The organism is Simiduia litorea, from assembly GCF_042853465.1.
GTDB lineage: Bacteria > Pseudomonadota > Gammaproteobacteria > Pseudomonadales > Cellvibrionaceae > Simiduia > Simiduia litorea.
In genome coordinates this window covers 1,005,318-1,024,658 of record NZ_AP031497.1, presented here as the reverse complement: position 1 = coordinate 1,024,658, position 19,341 = coordinate 1,005,318, and the positions used below count along the sequence as shown (strand labels likewise).

The window sequence follows — 19,341 nt, the reverse complement described above, 5'->3', positions numbered from 1 at the left end:
ATTTTTCGATTGTTCAAGTTTTATACAGGTGTTGTCTATGTCCACCACTGAGAAAGCCGTTAAAAAGCTCTATATCAAGACGCACGGCTGCCAGATGAATGAATACGATTCAGCTCGCATGCGCGATCTGCTGGGCGATTCCCATAAGATGGTGACCACAGACAACCCAGAAGAAGCCGACGTATTGCTGATCAATACCTGCTCGATCCGCGAAAATGCCCAAGAGAAGCTATTTCATCAGCTCGGCCGCTGGAAGAACTATAAAGAAACTCGGCCCGATATCGTGATTGGCGTAGGTGGTTGTGTGGCCAGCCAAGAGGGCGATGCCATCAGCAAGCGCGCGCCTTTTGTCGACCTCATTTTTGGCCCTCAAACCTTGCATCGTCTACCAGAGATGATCGAAACCAAGCGCGACTCAGGCGCAGTGGTGGTGGATATTAGCTTTCCTGAAATCGAGAAGTTTGATCGCTTGCCACAGCCCGAGGCCGACGGCGCCACGGCTTTCGTTTCAATAATGGAAGGCTGCTCTAAATACTGCACCTTTTGCGTGGTGCCCTATACCCGCGGCGAAGAAGTGTCGCGGCCACTCGCTGACGTGCTCACCGAAGTGGCCCACCTAGCCGCTCAGGGCGTGCGCGAAGTGAATTTGCTGGGCCAAAATGTCAACGCTTACCGGGGCGACACAGCCGACGGTCAAGTCGCCGATTTAGCCGAGCTCATTACCTACGTGGCGGCCATAGATGGCATAGATCGGATTCGCTTCACCACCTCGCATCCGGTGGAGTTCTCCGATAGCTTGATCGAGGTGTACGGCAAGGTGCCCGAGCTGGTTAGCCATTTACACCTGCCGGTACAGAGCGGCTCAGACCGAATTCTGGCGGCCATGAAGCGCGGTCACACCGCGTTAGAATACAAATCTAAACTGCGCCGGCTGAAGAAAATTCGACCCGACATCTGCTTTTCCTCCGATTTTATCGTCGGTTTCCCGGGCGAAACCGAGGCCGATTTCGAAGCCACGATGAAGCTGATCACCGACATGAATTTCGACCTGTCCTTTAGCTTTGTGTACAGCCGCCGCCCCGGCACGCCTGCCTCAGACCTGCCCGACGACACACCTGAAGCGCTGAAGAAGGAGCGCCTACATCGGCTTCAGCATCAAATTAACCAGCAGGCGCAAATGATTGCCCGCGCCATGGTGGGCAACACCGAGCGCGTCTTAGTCACTGGCGTATCGAAAAAAGATCCCGGTCAGTTATCCGGCCGCACCGAGAATAACCGCGTGGTCAATTTCCGCTCAGATCAATCGGCATTAATAGGTAAATTCGCCGATATTCTGATCGAAGAGGCGCTGTCTAATTCCTTGCGCGGCACCTTAATCAGCTCGGAACTAGATGATTAATCGGTATAAGTAACTTAATTAATATAAAAAATTAGCTGTTTCGGGTCATTCCACCCATGCCTGCCATGGGGTAATCTGGAATGACACCGACCGCAAAGGAAGACACTGACATTTGAATACTGCCGATACCCACGCTCAAGCCCCGCTTGACGTCAAACCCCAAGACACCTTTTCACTCGAACCCCAAGATCCCGTGCGACTGGCTCAATTATGCGGCCCCATGAATGCACACCTAAAACAGATAGAGCAACGGCTTAACATCAGCATCCACAACCGAGGTGCGGATTTCGCGCTCGTGGGCGCGGTTCGACCAGCCCGAGCAGCGCGACAAATACTGCAAAGCCTGTACGCAGGCTTGAACAACAATCAGGCATTAACAGCAGACGAGGTGCACTTGGCGCTACAGCAATCAGACCTTGAGGCCAATATGGACGACGTGAACCATTCGGCAGAGCCTATTACCCTAATTCGCACCGCCAAATGCACAGTTAGAGCGCGCGGAGCCAACCAGCAACGCTACGTTAAAGCCGTGCAAACGCACGACATCAACTTTGGCGTTGGCCCCGCTGGTACAGGTAAAACGTATTTGGCCGTGGCATGTGCGGTTGAAGCCCTGCTGAAAGACGAAGTCGAGCGCATTCTTCTGGTGCGCCCGGCCGTCGAGGCCGGCGAAAAACTGGGTTTTTTGCCTGGCGACTTATCGCAAAAGGTCGACCCCTATCTGCGCCCGCTATACGACGCGCTGTATGAAATGCTCGGCCACGACACGGTAGGCAAGCTCATTGAGCGCAATGTCATCGAAGTAGCACCGCTGGCCTATATGCGCGGGCGCACACTGAATAACTCCTTTGTCATTTTGGATGAAAGCCAAAACACCACGCGCGAACAGATGAAAATGTTCCTCACCCGCATCGGTTTCGGCTCCACCGCTATTATTACCGGCGATCCATCGCAGATAGATTTGCCCCGGGGCCAGCAATCTGGCTTAAAACACGTCATGGAAGTACTCGACAAGGTAGCCGGCATTAGCTTCACCTATTTCCTGTCCAAGGACGTGGTGCGTCACCCATTAGTGCAGCGCATTGTTGAGGCCTATGAGGACTTCGAGTCCAAACATTCGGATAACCGCTTGTGACAAAAGCCCTCATGGATGAATCGACGCCCATTACCGTCGACGTTGAAAACGCCAGTAGCGCCCCTAACATCCCAAGCCAAGCGCAATTCGAGCGCTGGGTTTCGGCCGCCGTTGGCGACCATCAGGCGGAAGCCGAAGTGAGCCTCATGATCGCGGACGAGGCTCAAGGCCGAAGCCTGAACCACGAATACCGCGGCAAAGACTACGCCACCAATGTGCTGTCCTTTCCCGCCGACCTACCGCCGGAGCTAGAGCTACCTTTGCTCGGTGACCTGGTAATTTGCGCGCCGGTGGTGGCGAGGGAGGCCGTCGAGCAGCATAAAGCGCTAGAGGCCCACTGGGCCCATATGGTAGTGCACGGCACCCTGCATTTACTCGGCTACGATCACATCGACGACGGCGAAGCCGAGGCCATGGAAGCGCTGGAAACACAGATAATTACCGAATTAGGCTACTCTGCCCCCTATGCAGATCGCGAAGTTTAAGTAAAATGACCCCTCTTTCATTTTCTTGGTAGCCTGAGCAGCCGAGGATTCGAAATCATTCATTACCACAGGATATTTAAGGCGCCATGAGCGACGAACCACCGAGTAGTCAGAAGCAGCAAGATAAATCTTGGCTGCGTAAACTGATGAGCTCTTTTTCCACCGAACCCACCTCCCGTGCCGAATTGCTGACCATTATCAAGGAAGCCGCCGAACGCAACCTGTTCGACCAAGAGGCCCTGCACATTATTGAAGGCGCGCTCGAAGTCTCAGATCAACGGGTTCACGATATTCTGGTACCGCGCTCCAAAATGGTGGTGGTTCGCATCGAAGAAACCCCGGAGCAATTTCTGCCTCGCATTATTGAATCCGGTCACTCGCGCTTTCCCGTCATCGAAGAATCCACCGATAACGTGCGTGGCATTTTGCTGGCCAAAGATTTGTTACCGCTGGTGCTTAAGGGCAAAGAACATTTCAGCCTCGAGCAAATTATTCGGCCCGCCAATATCATCCCAGAGAGCAAGCGCCTCAACATTTTGTTGCGCGAGTTCCGCGAGAACCGCTACCACATGGCGATGGTGCTGGATGAGTACGGCGGCATTTCTGGATTGGTGACCATCGAAGATATTTTGGAAGAAATCGTCGGCGAAATCGAAGACGAAACCGATGAAGAAGATACCGATTCGGATATTCGAAAGTTAGAGAACAACGTATTTATCGTCAAAGCGCTAACACCGGTGGATGACTTTAACGAATTCTTTTCCTGCGGCTTTCCCGAAGACGACTTTGACACCATCGGCGGCGTTGTGCTCAATGCCTTTGGCCATCTCGCTAAACGCAATGAGTCGGTCACCATAGACGGCTACACCTTTACCGTCCTCTACTCAGATAGCCGCAAATTACATTTGCTGCGCGTCAGCACGCCACAGGAAACCTAACGCCATGAACAAGGCCCTGCGCCAAACACCCCTGTTTGCCGCAGCCTTGTTGGCCGGCGCTTGCCAACCGCTGGGCTTGGCGCCGTTTAACTACTGGCCGCTTGCGTTTTTCGGCCTGTTTAGTTTTACCGCCATCCTTTACTACAAACCCTCACTGGGTTTTTTTCGCACCAGTTTCGCCTATGGCATTGGTCTTTACGGCGTCGGCGTTAGCTGGGTCTTTGTCAGCATCCACACATACGGCAACGCCTCAGTCTTTTTGGGCACCCTACTGACGGCCTTATTTGTGGTGTTTCTCGGTTTTATGTTTGCGCTGCCCTTCTGGTGCTGGCAGCGTTTTGGCAAGCCTTCGCCGCAATTATTCTTGCTCGGTTTTCCCGCTCTCTGGGCCTTAAACGAAGCCTACCGCAGTTGGATTTTTACCGGTTTCCCCTGGCTCCATATTGGCTATGGGCATTTAGAAACGCCGCTCGCCGGCTGGGCACCGGTGTTGGGTATTTTTGGCTTGGGACTTTTACTGGCCAGTTGTGCCGTCAGTTTACTGGCGATGATTGGCGCCACGCTCAAACAACGTTTACTCGCAGCCACTGTCTTAATAGGCATCGTCGGCGCCGGTGGCCTGCTCAGCCAAAAGGAGTGGACGCGAGCCGTCGGGTCGCTAAAAACAGTGGCCATGGTACAACCCAATATTCCCCAAGAACACAAATGGGATAGAGACTGGCTAGAGCCAACCTATCAACGGCTCGTCAAACAAAGTGAACCGCTATGGCGCGCCGATTGGTTGATTTGGCCTGAAGCCGCACTACCAACCGTACTCAGTGAAGCGCAGCCGTTTATTGCTGCCATGGCCGAGCAAGCCCACGCCACACAAACAGCGTTAGTTACGGGCGTTATCACCGATCAAATTAATACCGAAAGTAAAAATGGCCGGCGCTTTTTCGTGTCTCGCTATTTCAATAGTTTGGTGGTGGCTGGACAAGGCAGTGGTCTTTATCACAAGCAACGCTTAGTCCCCTTTGGCGAATACGTGCCCTTTGAAGCACAACTGCGCGGTTTAATTCAATTTTTTAATTTACCAATGTCGGTATTACACAAGGGGCCTAGCGAGCAATCACCCTTGATGCTCAGCGGCACCCCGGTTTGGCCGGCCGTGTGTTATGAAATCGTCTACCCAGACTTAATTGCCAGTGGCGCACGCAGCGCGCAGGCGATTCTAACCGTAAGTAATGACGCTTGGTTTGGCGAGTCTTGGGCACCCATTCAACACTTACAAATGGCACAAATGCGCGCACTGGAAACTGGCCGCTATGTCATGCGCGCAACCAACAATGGTATCTCTGCCATTATTGACCCGCGCGGAAAGATTACTGCGAGCGGCGAGCAGTTTGTTCAGGAAACGCTCTCCGGTCAGGTGCAACCGCGCACCGGCAACACGCCCTTTATGGCGAGTGGTAGTTCACCGCTATTGATAATTTGCGGCCTGTTATTACTTGGCTTGGGCTTATTGGGTCGCCGCCAAAGCGCCACCCAAGTAGCCTAAAAACTTATTCAATGACAGTCACGATTTCCGCTAAAGCCGCTCTCGTGGTTCGCGCAGCATTCGCCGGTTTCTGCGCGGGATAGCCAAAAGAAATTCCTGTCAGTAGACCAACATCCTCCGGCATATTGAGAAACCGCCTCACTAACGGCGCGTGATGGGCCAAGGCACCTTGAACACAGGCACCTACACCAGCGGCGTGCATCGCCAATACTAACGCCTGCACATAAATACCCACATCGAGTGCATTGTTGTAACCAAATGCTTTGTTCATACCGATAAACACCACGTGCGGCGCATCGAAAAAAGCATAGTTGCGCAACATAGCCTCTAATCGCGCCGGCTTATCCGCGCGCTCGATCCCCATGGCGTCGTATAAGGCGCGCGCGCAGTCTATTTGACGCTCGCGATACAGGCCGGAAAAGTTTTCTACCGAAGTAAAATCTTGCGGGTATATTTCGCCCTGGCTCACAGCAGTCACCAGCTGCTGACGCAGGCGTTCGCAGGCCTCACCCCGCACCAGCCAAACCCGCCAAGGCTGCGAATTACAATTCGACGGTGCCTGCTGCGCCGCGGTAAAAATATCTTGAATCAGCGCAGGATCGACAAGCTCTGATGTAAAGGCGCGCACCGAATGGCGCTCAGCTAACCATTGGCGATACTGATCGAGAGTGATGCTCATAATCTTATTAGCTTTTCAAAAGAGTGTGGAATCAACGGTTGTGAGAACCATCGCAGAAAGGTGGCTTCAAGGTAGCCTTACAGCCACAAAAAAATAACTTCTCAGACTTTTTCGCCACAAATGCGAGCGGCGAGAAATCAGACCCCTTATGACTACCATCGCAAAAGGGTTGCTTATTACTCCGCCCGCAACGGCACCAAAAATAGCTCTGGCCAGCGACAACATCAACAACGAAGGGTAAATCAGAGGCTCGATGTACTTGAGTCATAACGATGTCCTACTGTTTGTAGTGCCTCCAGTACGAGGCTATCTCAACAGCTTAAACCGCCGGCGCCAAATTGCGAAGCTTGGCGTAGGAAACCGGCACCACTTTGCCTTCATTTAAAAACCGACGAATACCCAAATCTTCAATGTTGGGCGTCATCATAGAAAAGGTGTAGTGACTGATCTTTTGACCGGACTGCCAACCTAGCTGGAAACAGCCAAACACGCTGCCCTGATGCGGCATATAAATATGGCGATAAAAACTGGTGGCGTCTTGGGGTAGCTCTAGCCGAGCGACTAACTGTCCAATAAAGGTGGCCGCATTGCGTGCCAGTGCCGGCGTTTTTGGCGCATCCGCCATAAACAGGGCATAGCGGCCATTGTGCTCGTAGAGTCGAATTTGTAATTGTACCGCTTTGCCGTCCTTATCGATGAGCTCAACATTGGAAAGGCTAGGTAGCAGGTTTGGCTTCATGGTAAAACTCCGCAGGTAAACGTTTGGACTCACATCTAAAAACACTCAGCCAGCTTGCACTGCGAGCATCTTCGCCAACATTCCGTTTAGGCGGCAGCAGCGGTTAAGCTACTCAATAATCCGTTGATATATTTATGGTGACCAGCCTTGCTAATGGCTATAGCCTTCGCCTCGAGTGGACAAGAGCCAACCCAGTTAAATCGCCATCGCCATAAGCATTCGCGGTCTTCGAATTCACGCCATTCCACTAGGTGTAATCGTTCACTGTTGCTCTCACACAAGCCCAGTAATTGCCGAGCAAAATACTCAATGTTTTTACTCAGCCGGCGCACGGCGACGCTATCTTTTGAACGAATTACCACTAAATCGGTAGAGGCATCGCTATGCAGCAAAATTTCTGCCTCAACGGGCTGCCCCAATCGATTCTCTAAAGTTACGCGGGTGAACTCACTGTTTTTACTAAACATATGACTCTAAGATACTTACTTATAGTTATAATTTTTAATATTTTTATAACAAACAAAAGCGCACCTCATCGGCCACCTCTGAATGTTGGCGCAGTCTACCATAGAGCAAATGGGAGCCAAGGGCTTTTCCTCTTATTCCAAAAGACGAGGTATTTTCGTTTCGAAATGTGACAGAGGTATGTTACTTGAAGGCACAAGGGCCTAATTTTTAATCACTGCACAGAAAAACGTGCAGCAAATACCCATGCCGGCGTTGGCACGGGTAAGAATTAGGCAGCCCGGGTTTGATTGCGCCCTTTTTCTTTGGCCGCGTATAGCGCAGCGTCTGCGCCGGCCACCAGTGCTGGCCAATCGCCATCGCCCGATGCCAAACCAGCGCTCACGGTTAAATGCCCAAGGGGGCTATCAACATGCTCAAGCTGCAGCTGACTTACCGCCTCTCTAGCGCGCTCGGCGGCTTGAAAAGCACCCGCTTGATTGGTATCGGGCAGCACCAAAATAAGCTCTTCGCCGCCGTAGCGGTATAGCCTATCGCCTTGGCGCAAACTATCGCTGATTGCCTTCGCAACTGCGCGCAGCGCCTCGTCACCTAACTGATGCCCATAGTGATCGTTGTACCGCTTAAACCAATCCACATCCAACAACACCAAACCGTAGGGCGATTGGGTGCGCTGAGCCTTAGCTTGGACGTGCTTTAGATCCCCCTCCATCGCACGGCGATTGCCAATAGACATCAGCGGATCTATTAAACTTAAGGCCATTAACCGCTCATTATCATTGGCCAAGGTCAGCTGCCGTTCAAGAATGTGCGAATAGGCACGCATCAAATCCGTCTGCGTCACCACGCCGACAAGCTCGCCCAACTTATTCACCACGGGTAAATGGCGGATGCCGCAGCGCATGCTCACATCCAATACCGTTTGTAGGCAATCATCTTCTTGCACGGTTATCGGTGGGGAGGACATCAATTGGCGCACCACGCCGAGGTTGTTGACATGAAGGCGCTCTTCGCTGACCAAGTCATCGACATGAACCACTAGGTCCCGCTCGGTTAGAATACCCTCAAGCCCCGCTGGCGTCTGCACCAACAAACACGACAGTTTATGCGATCTTAAGGTGTTGAGCGCCACGACAACAGACTCTTCTGGGGCGACACAGGTAACCCGGCGCGACATTAACTGGGCCACCGGTACATCGTTCATCAGTGTCATTTGTTAATGATTCCTCGGCTGGCGCTGAAATACCTCGCACAGACAGTTCTGGCAGGGCTTCAGCGTAACTAGACCGGTAATTTTTGTGCCTGCACCACAATCTAGACAGCGCAGTGACTCATTCTCAGCCACTTCGCCAGCCATTAACACTTGCTCACTGTGGCCCATCAAATGCACCAGCCGGTACCAATCAATAGCGGTAGGGTCGGCGGCGTCGAGTAGCCACTGGGCAGTGCGAGACTCCAGCAGTTTTATTTCCGAGCCCAGCTCCATTAAATAACTCTGCGCCTTGGCAGCGTCGTCTTTTATGTAGGCCTGCACTAATAACGTTTCGTCCTCAAGCATTTGCTCGGCCGCCAGCTCCAGCTTGATAAAACTGCCTAACTCTGCCTCAACCGCATCGCTCAGCGTCTCGGTTAAATTGGTATCCAGCACTGCGCCAACATGCGTATCGTGACTTTGCTCAACCATTGTCCGCACCTCTAACCATTACTTTTACAAAACTCAGCCACAAATCAATGGGTTATTCCCGAAGATCTGGCCGCCGCCGTACCATTCTGGTGGGCTTAGCTCTATAATTGCCCGCTTTGCGCAGCCCAATGCTGCACCCACCATCAGTAAGTATAGGCTCATCGTGACAACTAACCTGCCGCTATCCGAACACTATCATCCAGACCAGATAGAAACTGCCGCCCAAGCCTTTTGGGATGAGCGCAAAAGCTTCAACGTGAAAGAAGATGCCACACGCGAGAAGTTCTACTGCCTGTCGATGTTCCCCTACCCCAGCGGCAAGCTACACATGGGCCACGTGCGCAATTACACCATCAGCGATGTGATTGCTCGCTATCAACGCATGCAAGGCAAGAACGTGTTGCACCCCATGGGTTGGGACGCCTTCGGCCTACCGGCAGAAAATGCTGCCATCAAACACAATACCGCACCGGCAGCCTGGACCTACTCCAATACCGACTACATGCGCGGCCAATTGCAGCGCCTAGGTTTCGGCTTTGATTGGAGCCGGGAAGTTACTACCTGCAAACCCGATTACTATCGCTGGGAGCAGTGGTTCTTCACCCGCTTGATTGAAAAGGGCTTGGCCTACAAAAAAGTGTCCTCTGTGAACTGGTGCCCGAACGACATGACGGTTCTGGCCAACGAACAGGTTATTGATGGTTGCTGCTGGCGCTGCGATAGCAAGGTAGAGCGCAAAGAAATCCCCCAGTGGTTTATTAAAATCACCAGCTACGCCGAGCAATTGCTCAACGATTTAGATCAACTGGACGAGTGGCCCGAGCAAGTGCGCACCATGCAGCGCAACTGGATTGGCCGCAGCCAAGGTGTCGATATGACCTTCGCCTTGGAGCATGCGGTGGGCGATCACAAGAGCTTCGACGTCTACACCACCCGCCCCGATACGTTGATGGGCGTCACCTATGTGAGCCTGGCCGCCGAGCACCCAATCAGCAAGAAGATTGCCGAAACCAATAAGGGTTTGGCCGCCTTCATCGCCGAGTGCAAAGTGCAATCGGTATCTGAAGCCGACATGGCCACCATGGAAAAGAAAGGTTTCGACACCGGCATTAAAGCCCTGCACCCACTCACGGGCGAGCCAGTACCTGTGTGGGTCGCCAACTATGTGTTGATGGATTACGGCTCGGGTGCGGTGATGGCTGTGCCGGCGCACGATCAACGCGACTTCGAATTTGCCCAAAAATATTCGCTGCCCATCAGCCAAGTGATTGCCGGTGACGGCGATATCAGCAAAGCCGCCATCACCGAAAAAGGTAAGCTGATCAATTCTGGCGCCTTCGATGGTCTGGATTTCCAAGCCGCTTTCGACGCCATAGCCGCCAAGCTTAGCGCCGAAGGTAAAGGCAAAATCACCACCAACTTCCGCCTGCGCGATTGGGGCGTTAGCCGCCAGCGCTACTGGGGCTCGCCTATCCCAGTGCTGTATTTAAAAGACGGCCAAGAAATTCCCGTGCCGGCCTCACGCCTGCCCGTATTGTTACCCGAAGATGTGGTGATGGACGGCGTGCACTCGCCCATCAAGCAAAATGCCCAGTGGCGCAAAACTGAAATTAACGGCCAGGACGCCGAACACGAAACCGATACCTTCGACACCTTCATGGAATCGAGCTGGTATTACGCCCGCTACACCTGCGCCAACTTCGAAGGCGGCATGATCGACAAGGCCGCAGCCGATTACTGGCTACCGGTAGATCAATACGTGGGCGGTATCGAACACGCTATTTTGCATTTGTTGTACGCACGCTTTTTCCACAAGCTGATGCGCGACGAAGGCTTAGTGAGCGGCGACGAACCCTTTAAGCGCTTGCTTTGCCAAGGCATGGTATTGAAAGACGGCACCAAGATGTCCAAATCCAAGGGCAACACCGTCGACCCACAAGAGCTGATTGATTTATACGGCGCCGACACTGTGCGTTTGTTCACCATGTTCGCCGCGCCACCAGAGCAATCGCTCGAATGGAATGACGCCGGTGTAGAGGGCGGCCACCGCTTCTTGCGCAAGCTGTGGAAAGCCGTGCACAGCCATTTGGAAGCCGGTGTTGCTCCAGCCTTAGATGCCGAAAAATTATCTGGCCCACAAAAAGATTTACGCCGTAAAACCCACGAAACCATCGCTAAAGTCAGCGACGATTTCGGCCGCCGCCAAACCTTCAATACTGCCATTGCCGCAGTGATGGAGTTGTTAAATGACGTGGGGCGATTTGATCGCAAAGCTGATCAAGACTTGAGCGTTGAGCGCGAAGCCTTGGCCGCCGCGGTGCAATTGCTGTCGCCCATCGTGCCGCACATCTCGCACACCTTGTGGCAAGCGCTGGGTAACGGCGACAACTTACTCGACGCCGGCTGGCCCAGCGTTGATGAAAGCGCGCTGGTAAAAAGCGAACTCGAGCTGGTGGTGCAAATCAACGGCAAAGTACGCGCCAAGCTAACCGTTGCCGCCGATGCCGATGCCGATAGCATAATCGCCATGGCCAAAGCCAATGAGAATGTCCAAAAGTTTTTGGAAGGCGTTGAAATTAAAATGTGTAAAGTGATTCCAGGAAAGTTAGTAACTTTCGCGGTTAAGTAGCTTAGCCAGGAATAGATAGACCAGAGTACAGCTGAAACGCCGGAACGCGGTTTGTGCGACAGTAATTTCACTCTCGCACAAACATCAAGCAATACACACTTCGAGAAGATAAGCGCTTATGACAAGATTCCTTGCGACACTCGCCGCTCTATTACTGCTATCCAGTTGCGGCTGGCACTTACGCGGCGCCTTAGACTTGCCCTCTGATCTCAACAGCATTTATCTCACGGGGGCCAGCGGCTCGCTGCGCTCAGCCATCGACAAGCAACTCGATGCCAACAACATTGCCTTGGCGGCAAGCGCCAGCGAAGCACAATATGTTTTGGCTATTTCTGACGAAGACACCAAGCAGCGCACCGCCGCCTTAGGTAGCGATGCCTTAGCGGCCGAATACGAATACACCGCCTCCGCCAACTTCGAACTGCGCCGCCCCGACGGCACACTGCTCGGCGCTGCCGACAAGGTACAAGTCGTGCGCTCTGTTAATTTCGACGCAACCCAAGTGCTAGGTGCGTCCAGTGAGAGCCAATTGGTTAAAGAAGAAATGACCCGTGAACTGGCTAGCCAGCTAATTCGACGCATGAGTTTTTTAGCGAAAAAAAACACGCAACAACATAACCCACAAACGCCTCCCGCGAACTAATTATTCGCATGGCTAAATTACGCCCCGAACAACTCGCCAGCGCACTTAAAAAGCAGCTACTGCCCATTTATGTGATCAGTGGCGACGAGCACTTATTGGTTCAAGAAGCCTGTGACGCCATTCGCTCGCATGCTCGCACTAGTGGCTTTACCGAACGCGAGCGCTACCACGCCGACAATAATTTCGAGTGGCATCAGCTCACCAATGCCGCCGCCAGCATGAGTTTGTTTGCGGAAAAGAAAATCATCGAGCTACATATCACCCATGGCAAACCGGGAATAGAAGGCGGTAAAGCACTGCAGGAGTATGCCCAGCGTCCACCAGAGGATAATTTACTCTTAGTCGTGTTGCCTAAGCTCGATCGCAACGGCCAAAAAGCCAAATGGTTTGGCGCCTTGGAAACAGCGGGCGCTTTCGTACAAATTTGGCCGGTTGGTGCAGCGCAGTTACCGCAGTGGTTAGATCAACGTTTACGCCAAGCTGGCCTCAATGCCGATCGCGCAGCCATTGACATGCTTGCCACGCGGGTTGAAGGCAATCTACTTGCCGCAGCACAAGAAATTGAAAAATTAAAGCTGATCGCGCCGGATGGGCAGGTCAGTGCACAACTGCTCGCCAATGTGGTGGCCAACAGTGCACGTTACGATGTATTTGGCTTGGTGGATAAAGCACTCATGGGCGACACGCACGGTGCCGTGCGCAATCTTCAAGGTTTAAAAGGCGAAGGCACAGAACCGCTGGCAATTTTGTGGGCGCTGGCCCGAGAAATTCGCACGCTGATTCAAATGGCCTACGACACCCAAAGCGGCAGCAATTTTGATTGGGCCGCAAAGCAAGCAGGGGTTTGGGAGAACCGAAAGGGCTTAGTGAAAGCAGCACTCGGTAGATTGAGAGCCCCAGAGCTAGACGCCTTGTTGCGCAAAGCCAATGGTGTAGATCGTGCCGTTAAAGGCATGCGCGATGCCGAACCCTGGGACGAACTATTAGATTTAATATTGCATCTCTCGGGCGTGCGCAGCCTTTCACCCGCCAACACCCGTATGAGTTTAAGTCTTTAAAAACGCAAAGCGCTTTAGGAAAAAGAGTTTACCGCGCCTCACATCTTTCAATTTATTCTTCCAAACAATCCAAAACGAACCGTTTGATTTCATCCAGCACGTTTTAAGAATAAACAGTTAACAATTTACAGAGAAGGCAAGTCACCAAACTTAACCTTTGCGCTCTTCCTGTTAGCTATAAACTGTAAACTCTTTTTCCTATTTAACCCTTCTCAAAAACCAAAATAAACCGATTGGTTTGACCTCGAACACTTTTGTCAAACACACTCGCCTCGAGCGCATCTGTCGCATTGACTAGCAGGGCACTTTGTTCCGCCAAGCGAAAACCTCGAGCTTCGAGAGTTTTGATTACGAAAGCTTTTTCAATACGATGTAAATCTTGCGCAGCGCTAGCGCCCGTGCCAATTTTGGCATCATGATCTACAATAATTAATCGTCCACCAGCCACCAAGGCCCGTTGCAGTTGAGCGATGAAGACATCGCTGTCGATGGCAGGCCAAGACTCAGCATCTACAAAATAGAGATCGTGAAAAGACATGCCCATGTAAATCACATCTTGGCTAGCGTCCGCCAAACCCAAATCTGCCACTTCGCGGTCGTGCAAAGCGACCTGCGGCAAGGGTTTTTCTTGGAAACGCAGGTGCACATTCGGGCCAACAAACTTTTTATAAGCTTCATTGTTATGCACCAGCACCTGACCAGACTGACCTACAGCAGCGGCAAAAATCTCACTCCAGTAACCACCACCGGCGAATATATCAACGACCTTCTCGCCCTCAGTCAAATTGAAAAACGCAATAAGTTCTGCCGCCTTATCCCGCTGATCCCGCTCGCGGTCCGCTTCAGTGCGGTCAGCGCTAGACAATAGTTTTTGTACCGCTGAGGCATTGGCGAAAGACGCGCCCGAGAAACATAACGAAACAAGCAACCCCAAGATCGCCCATGAAGCTTGCATATGAGTTAGTTTTTTCACACCACTCTCCCTATTCTATCGTTGATGATGCGCTATGATTTATGGCACCGCATAATCGAACAAAATTAGCGCCAAAATCAACCAAAGGCGAGCACTAGACGGCCAAACCAAGCGCCTTTGCGCTGGATCGAAGCCACACCGCGCCAATGCGAATCTAAATCTAGCCTTTTTGGGTAAAAGTCTTATTTCAGTGACACCCCGGTATCAATAGGATAAATTTGGCGAAACACAAAACACCGAAGATCGAGATGAAAAAATATATTGCAAGCTGCCACTGCGGCGCCGTAAAAGCTGAAGCCCTACTTGCCGACAGTATCACCGCACAAGCGTGCAATTGCTCTATGTGCAATAAGCTAGGGTTCATCCATGTTATCGTGCCGGCAGAGCGATTTCGCTTATTGCAGGGCAAGGATGCTATCACAACCTATACCTTTAATACCGGTGTTGCGAAACACACCTTCTGCAAGCACTGCGGCGTAAAAGCCTTTTATACGCCACGCTCAAACCCAAACGGATTTAGCCTAAACCTACGCTGTTTCGAAACCACACCACCAGAGGTAAAGATCGAAGCGTTCGACGGACAACACTGGGAACAACACGCCGATAGTTTGAAGCATTTAACGTAGATCAGGCCAAATAGCCCATTAGTGTTTTTTTGTCGCGTGCGCAGTGGCGTGCAGACTAACGAGACGCGCCATGATAATGGCAATGTAAAATTGACCAACCATGGCCTCAACCGCCGCCCAGCTTTGCGCCACTTTATGGGTGGGAACAATGTCGCCATAGCCCAAAGTAGAAAGGGTGACAAAGCTATAATAGGTAAAGACACCCATCATCTGCTCCTCCACCTTTAGTCCCTGCTGCCCCGACGCTGCATTAAATAGAAAAGCGCCATCGTAAAATAAATTAATATTGGAAAATATCGCCGCCCAAATCAAACCAATTAGCAGATAAAGACACATGGAGGCATAGATAATGTTGGCAGTTACATTTTTGCTCAACAAAATGGTGCGCAACAGGTGATAACTAATGAAACCTAAAAACGCAATAGTGGTTAAATTATCAATGTAGAAAGCTAGGCGATTATGATTGCTAAAATGATCTAACCAAAGTGTTGCCAACGTTGGCACCATAAGAATCATTGCCAACAACCACATGCGTTTTTGCTCAACAATGACATACACCGCTGAGATCAGCACAGTGGTAAAAATGAGTTTCCAAATTAAGGCGAAGAGTTCGTGACCTTCGAAATAAGGCGGAATCAATAAGGTGCCAAACAAACTTAACAGCAACAGCGGGAAGCGATATTCACCTGTTTCTTTATGGGCAACCAAACTCATTTATTCCACCTTATTTTTGTGCCGCTGACTTGCGCGTAAACCGCAGTAGCTATGACATCATTGCTAGCAACAACGGCCTCGCCCTGCAACGGAGAAAACACTCACTCAATCGTCGTCAACCTCAATAACCGGAATCACAGCGCCCTGCGCAACCCAAAGGTTGGCCGCCATTTGCCGTGCGATGCGCCGATAGGTTTGGCTAATGTCAGACTCGGGATCAGCCACAACACTGGGCACCCCCACATCAACCTGCTCGCGAATCGACAAATCCAGGGGCAGCGAGCCGAGCAGGGTTGTTTGATAATCGCGCGCGATACGCTCGCCACCACCCGCACCAAAAATATGCTCCTCGTGACCACAGCTGGAACAAATATGCGTAGCCATATTTTCCACCACACCCAACACCGGCACATTTACCTTGCGAAACATTTCAATGCCTTTTTTTGCATCAAGCAAGGCGATATCTTGTGGGGTGGTAACGATCACCGAGCCGGTCACTGGCACCGATTGCGCCAATGTTAGCTGAATATCCCCAGTGCCCGGCGGCATGTCGATTAACAGATAATCTAAATCCTGCCAAATGGTCAAGCCCAGCAACTGCTGCAGGGCACCGCTGACCATAGGGCCGCGCCAAACCATGGGCGTTTGCTCGGTCACTAAAAAGCCCATGGAGTTAACCTGCACGCCGTGCGCGGTAATCGGCTCCATATGTTTTTGGCCGCGTATTTGCGGCCGCACATTGCCCACGCCTAACATGTGCGGCTGGCTTGGACCGTAGATATCGGCATCGAGGATTCCGACCGTGGCACCTTCTGCGACCAAGGCGAGCGCGAGGTTAACAGTGGTGGTTGACTTACCCACGCCGCCCTTGCCAGACGCAACCGCAACAATGTTAGCCACGCCGGGTAGCGGCTCTTTTTGATTGGCCGTGGGCTTGGGTTTAATCAGCCAACCCACGTCGGTGGTTACCGAGGCGACGTCATCGACGGTAGACACAGCGACGCACACCAACTCCTCAATGTGTGCCTTCAAGCTCAGTGCTGGGTAGCCCAATATCACATGCACCTTGACGTCAGCGCCGGTGATCTCGACCCCCGCAATAGCCCCTAATGCCCCTAAATTTTGCCCAGTGCAAGGGTCTTTCACGAAACTGAGCGCTTTGTGGATGGCCCCTAAATCTGGGCTAGAACTGGCGCTGGACATAGTCATTCCTCGAAATGCGCGCGCCCAACCAAGCGGGCGCCATCAACGTTGTATTAGGTCGCTATGGTAACGGATTTCCGGTGCAATTTTTGACTTGTGGTAAAAAACCTTAAGCCTGCTAAAGGCGTGCAAAAATGCTATAGTTCGCGGCTTTTCAGCCTGCGCCTTAAACCCGCAGCCAAGAACTAGCTTTGAGAGATTGTTAATGAGCCAACGCCGTCAAATATTAGTGACCAGCGCCCTGCCCTATGCCAATGGGTCTTTGCATTTGGGTCACTTGCTTGAGCATATCCAAACCGACATTTGGGTGCGCTTCCAGCAAACCCGTGGCCACGAGTGTACCTATGTGTGCGCCGACGACGCCCACGGCACAGCCATCATGCTCAAAGCCGAAGAATTAGGCATTAGCCCCGAAGCCCATATCGAAAATATGAAAGCCGAGCACATAGCGGACTTCAAAGGCTTCCTTATTAATCACCACAACTACCACTCAACCCATTCGGACGAGAACAAGGTATTGTCGAGCTTGATTTATGAGCGCTTGAAAGCCAATGGCCATATCGCCAGCCGTTCCATTACCCAAGCGTTCGACCCTGAGAAGCAGCTGTTTTTGGCCGACCGCTACATCAAAGGCAGCTGCCCTAAATGTAAAACCGAAGATCAGTACGGCGACAATTGTGAGGCCTGCGGCGCCACCTACTCACCGGCGGATTTAATTAACCCGCGCTCGGTGATCTCTGGCGCCACCCCCATCGCGAAAGATTCCGAGCACTTCTTCTTCCGCCTGCCCGCCTTCCAAGACTTCCTAAAAGATTGGACCCGCGCCGGCCACCTGCAAACCGAAGTGGCCAACAAGCTGGCCGAGTGGCTCGATGCCGGCCTACAAGAGTGGGACATTTCCCGCGACGCACCTTATTTCGGCTTCGAAATCCCTGGCGAAACCAACAAATTTTTCTATGTTTGGCTGGACGCACCCATCGGCTACATGGCCAGCCACAAAAACCTGTGCGACCGCACCGGGCAAGATTGGGATGCCTATTGGAAGCCAGATTCCAGCGCCGAGCTGTATCACTTCATCGGCAAAGACATCGTTAACTTCCACGCCCTGTTCTGGCCCGCCATGCTGTCGTCGGCGCAATTTCGCACCCCCACCAAGGTGTGCGTACACGGCTTTTTAACGGTGAACGGCAAGAAGATGTCTAAGTCGCGCGGCACCTTTATTAATGCCAGCAGCTACCTAGAGCACTTAAACCCCGAGTACTTGCGCTATTACTTCGCCGCCAAACTCACTGCTGGCGTAGACGATCTAGACCTGAACATGGATGACTTCGTTGGCCGAGTTAACTCCGATTTAGTGGGCAAGGTGGTTAACATCGCCAGCCGCACCGCCAAGTTTGTGCAGAAGTCCGGCGGCATTTTAGCGGCCAATCCAGAGCCCGAACTGTGGGCCAAATTTGTCGACGCTGGCGAAAGCATTGCAGCGCTGTACGAAGCGCGCGAGTTCAGCAAAGCCATGCGCGACATCATGGCGCTGGCCGATCTCGCCAATGAATACATTGCCGCAAAAGCGCCTTGGTCCCTGGCCAAGCAAGAAGGCTCAGAGGCCGAAGTATTGGCCATCTGCTCCCTCGGCATCAACATGTTCCGCGCCCTGCTCACCTATTTAAAGCCTGTGCTGCCGGTGTTAACCGCCGAAGCCGAAGCCTTTTTGGGGGAATCCTTACATTGGGCTGCACCGCTGAGCTATCGCGCAGGCGACGCCATCAACGAATTTAAACCGCTATTAACCCGCATAGACCCAAAAGCCGTAGACGCCATGATTGAAGCCAATAAACAGCCCGAAACCGCACCGGCTGAGGCCGCAGCACAAGCAAGCGGCCCGTTAGTTGACGAGCCCCTAGCGGCAGAAATCAATTTCGATGATTTCGCCAAAGTCGACCTGCGCATCGCGCTGATCAAAGACGCGCAACACGTGGAAGGCGCCGATAAGCTACTGCAGTTAACCCTCGACATAGGCGGTGAAACCCGCAATGTGTTCTCCGGTATCAAGAGCGCGTACAGGCCGGAAGATTTAGTGGGCAAGCTCACGGTAATGGTGGCCAACCTAGCGCCGCGCAAAATGAAGTTCGGTATGAGCGAGGGCATGGTGTTAGCCGCCGGCCCCGGCAAAAAGGAATTCTACTTGCTAGAACCCCACGCCGGCGCTAAGCCAGGCCAGAGGGTGATGTAAAGAACAAGCTGACAGTTTACAGGAGAAGCAAACCCGGGCGCCGCGCCGGCCCGTCCTGTTGACTGTAAGCTGTTTACTGCTTTTAAGCATATTCACAACAGGTATAAACATAACCATCGGGTTATATTGCTGGTCATATCGACCTCACTGATAATAGGCGGCTTATATTGACGCCCTAAAGTAGACAGGAATGGAACTGCC

19 protein-coding genes are annotated in these 19,341 nt (G+C 52.3%); 10 read left to right on the top strand and 9 right to left on the bottom strand.

What is annotated here, in order from left to right; translation table 11 throughout:
• Positions 1-37 precede the first annotated feature (37 nt).
• The 5 genes from miaB (at position 38) to lnt (ending at position 5,497) form a co-directional block, all read left to right on the top strand.
• Positions 38-1,399, top strand: coding sequence for a tRNA (N6-isopentenyl adenosine(37)-C2)-methylthiotransferase MiaB (gene miaB / locus ACGHTT_RS04540; RefSeq protein WP_390593787.1), 1,362 nt, complete (start codon positions 38-40; stop codon positions 1,397-1,399).
• A gap of 112 nt (positions 1,400-1,511) precedes the next feature.
• Positions 1,512-2,534 carry a PhoH family protein gene (locus ACGHTT_RS04535; RefSeq protein ID WP_390593786.1) on the top strand — a complete coding sequence of 341 codons (1,023 nt, stop codon included), beginning with the start codon at positions 1,512-1,514 and terminating at the stop codon, positions 2,532-2,534.
• Between the two features lie 11 nt (positions 2,535-2,545).
• Positions 2,546-3,019 carry an rRNA maturation RNase YbeY gene (ybeY, locus tag ACGHTT_RS04530; protein WP_390594978.1) on the top strand — a complete coding sequence of 158 codons (474 nt, stop codon included), beginning with the start codon at positions 2,546-2,548 and terminating at the stop codon, positions 3,017-3,019.
• Between the two features lie 86 nt (positions 3,020-3,105).
• Positions 3,106-3,957, top strand: a complete 852-nt coding sequence (locus ACGHTT_RS04525; RefSeq protein ID WP_390593784.1) for an HlyC/CorC family transporter — start codon at positions 3,106-3,108, stop codon at positions 3,955-3,957.
• Positions 3,958-3,961: 4 nt separating this feature from the next.
• A complete protein-coding gene (gene lnt, locus ACGHTT_RS04520; RefSeq protein WP_390593782.1) occupies positions 3,962-5,497 on the top strand; it encodes an apolipoprotein N-acyltransferase in 1,536 nt (511 codons plus the stop codon).
• Positions 5,498-5,501: 4 nt separating this feature from the next.
• Here lnt and ACGHTT_RS04515 read toward each other — a convergent pair whose 3' ends face one another.
• From ACGHTT_RS04515 to ACGHTT_RS04490, 6 genes are all read right to left on the bottom strand, one after another.
• Positions 5,502-6,176: a nitroreductase gene (locus ACGHTT_RS04515; protein ID WP_390593781.1), complete on the bottom strand. Its 675-nt coding sequence runs from the start codon at positions 6,174-6,176 to the stop codon at positions 5,502-5,504.
• Between the two features lie 31 nt (positions 6,177-6,207).
• Entirely contained in the window at positions 6,208-6,444 is a 237-nt protein-coding gene (locus ACGHTT_RS04510) for a CDGSH iron-sulfur domain-containing protein (RefSeq protein ID WP_390593779.1), read from the bottom strand.
• Between the two features lie 51 nt (positions 6,445-6,495).
• A complete protein-coding gene (locus ACGHTT_RS04505; RefSeq protein WP_390593778.1) occupies positions 6,496-6,915 on the bottom strand; it encodes a hypothetical protein in 420 nt (139 codons plus the stop codon).
• Between the two features lie 86 nt (positions 6,916-7,001).
• A complete protein-coding gene (locus ACGHTT_RS04500; protein WP_390593776.1) occupies positions 7,002-7,382 on the bottom strand; it encodes a hypothetical protein in 381 nt (126 codons plus the stop codon).
• Positions 7,383-7,651: 269 nt separating this feature from the next.
• Entirely contained in the window at positions 7,652-8,593 is a 942-nt protein-coding gene (locus tag ACGHTT_RS04495) for a diguanylate cyclase (protein WP_390593775.1), read from the bottom strand.
• A 3-nt stretch (positions 8,594-8,596) separates the two neighbouring features.
• Positions 8,597-9,064, bottom strand: a complete 468-nt coding sequence (locus tag ACGHTT_RS04490) for a zinc ribbon-containing protein (protein ID WP_390593774.1) — start codon at positions 9,062-9,064, stop codon at positions 8,597-8,599.
• A 163-nt stretch (positions 9,065-9,227) separates the two neighbouring features.
• Here ACGHTT_RS04490 and leuS point away from each other — a divergent pair, with 163 nt between their 5' ends.
• From leuS to holA, 3 genes are all read left to right on the top strand, one after another.
• Positions 9,228-11,693, top strand: a complete 2,466-nt coding sequence (leuS, locus tag ACGHTT_RS04485) for a leucine--tRNA ligase (protein ID WP_390593773.1) — start codon at positions 9,228-9,230, stop codon at positions 11,691-11,693.
• A 118-nt stretch (positions 11,694-11,811) separates the two neighbouring features.
• A complete protein-coding gene (lptE, locus tag ACGHTT_RS04480; RefSeq protein ID WP_390593772.1) occupies positions 11,812-12,336 on the top strand; it encodes an LPS assembly lipoprotein LptE in 525 nt (174 codons plus the stop codon).
• Positions 12,337-12,344: 8 nt separating this feature from the next.
• A complete protein-coding gene (gene holA / locus ACGHTT_RS04475; RefSeq protein ID WP_390593771.1) occupies positions 12,345-13,394 on the top strand; it encodes a DNA polymerase III subunit delta in 1,050 nt (349 codons plus the stop codon).
• Positions 13,395-13,596: 202 nt separating this feature from the next.
• Here the strand turns inward: holA and ACGHTT_RS04470 are convergent, their stop codons facing one another.
• Positions 13,597-14,367 (bottom strand): class I SAM-dependent methyltransferase, encoded by a 771-nt coding sequence (locus ACGHTT_RS04470; RefSeq protein WP_390593770.1) that lies wholly within the window; start codon positions 14,365-14,367, stop codon positions 13,597-13,599.
• A 248-nt stretch (positions 14,368-14,615) separates the two neighbouring features.
• Here ACGHTT_RS04470 and ACGHTT_RS04465 point away from each other — a divergent pair, with 248 nt between their 5' ends.
• Positions 14,616-14,993: a GFA family protein gene (locus ACGHTT_RS04465; RefSeq protein ID WP_390593769.1), complete on the top strand. Its 378-nt coding sequence runs from the start codon at positions 14,616-14,618 to the stop codon at positions 14,991-14,993.
• 18 nt (positions 14,994-15,011) lie between these two features.
• On the opposite strand, the gene ACGHTT_RS04460 is transcribed toward ACGHTT_RS04465, so the two are convergent.
• Together ACGHTT_RS04460 and apbC are read right to left on the bottom strand one after the other, a co-directional pair.
• Positions 15,012-15,707 carry an ion channel gene (locus ACGHTT_RS04460; RefSeq protein WP_390593768.1) on the bottom strand — a complete coding sequence of 232 codons (696 nt, stop codon included), beginning with the start codon at positions 15,705-15,707 and terminating at the stop codon, positions 15,012-15,014.
• 105 nt (positions 15,708-15,812) lie between these two features.
• Entirely contained in the window at positions 15,813-16,910 is a 1,098-nt protein-coding gene (apbC, locus tag ACGHTT_RS04455) for an iron-sulfur cluster carrier protein ApbC (RefSeq protein WP_390593767.1), read from the bottom strand.
• A gap of 205 nt (positions 16,911-17,115) precedes the next feature.
• Between apbC and metG the strand changes: the two genes are divergently transcribed.
• On the top strand, positions 17,116-19,140 hold the full coding sequence (gene metG / locus ACGHTT_RS04450; RefSeq protein ID WP_390593766.1) for a methionine--tRNA ligase: 2,025 nt from the start codon (positions 17,116-17,118) through the stop codon (positions 19,138-19,140).
• Positions 19,141-19,341: the final 201 nt, after the last annotated feature.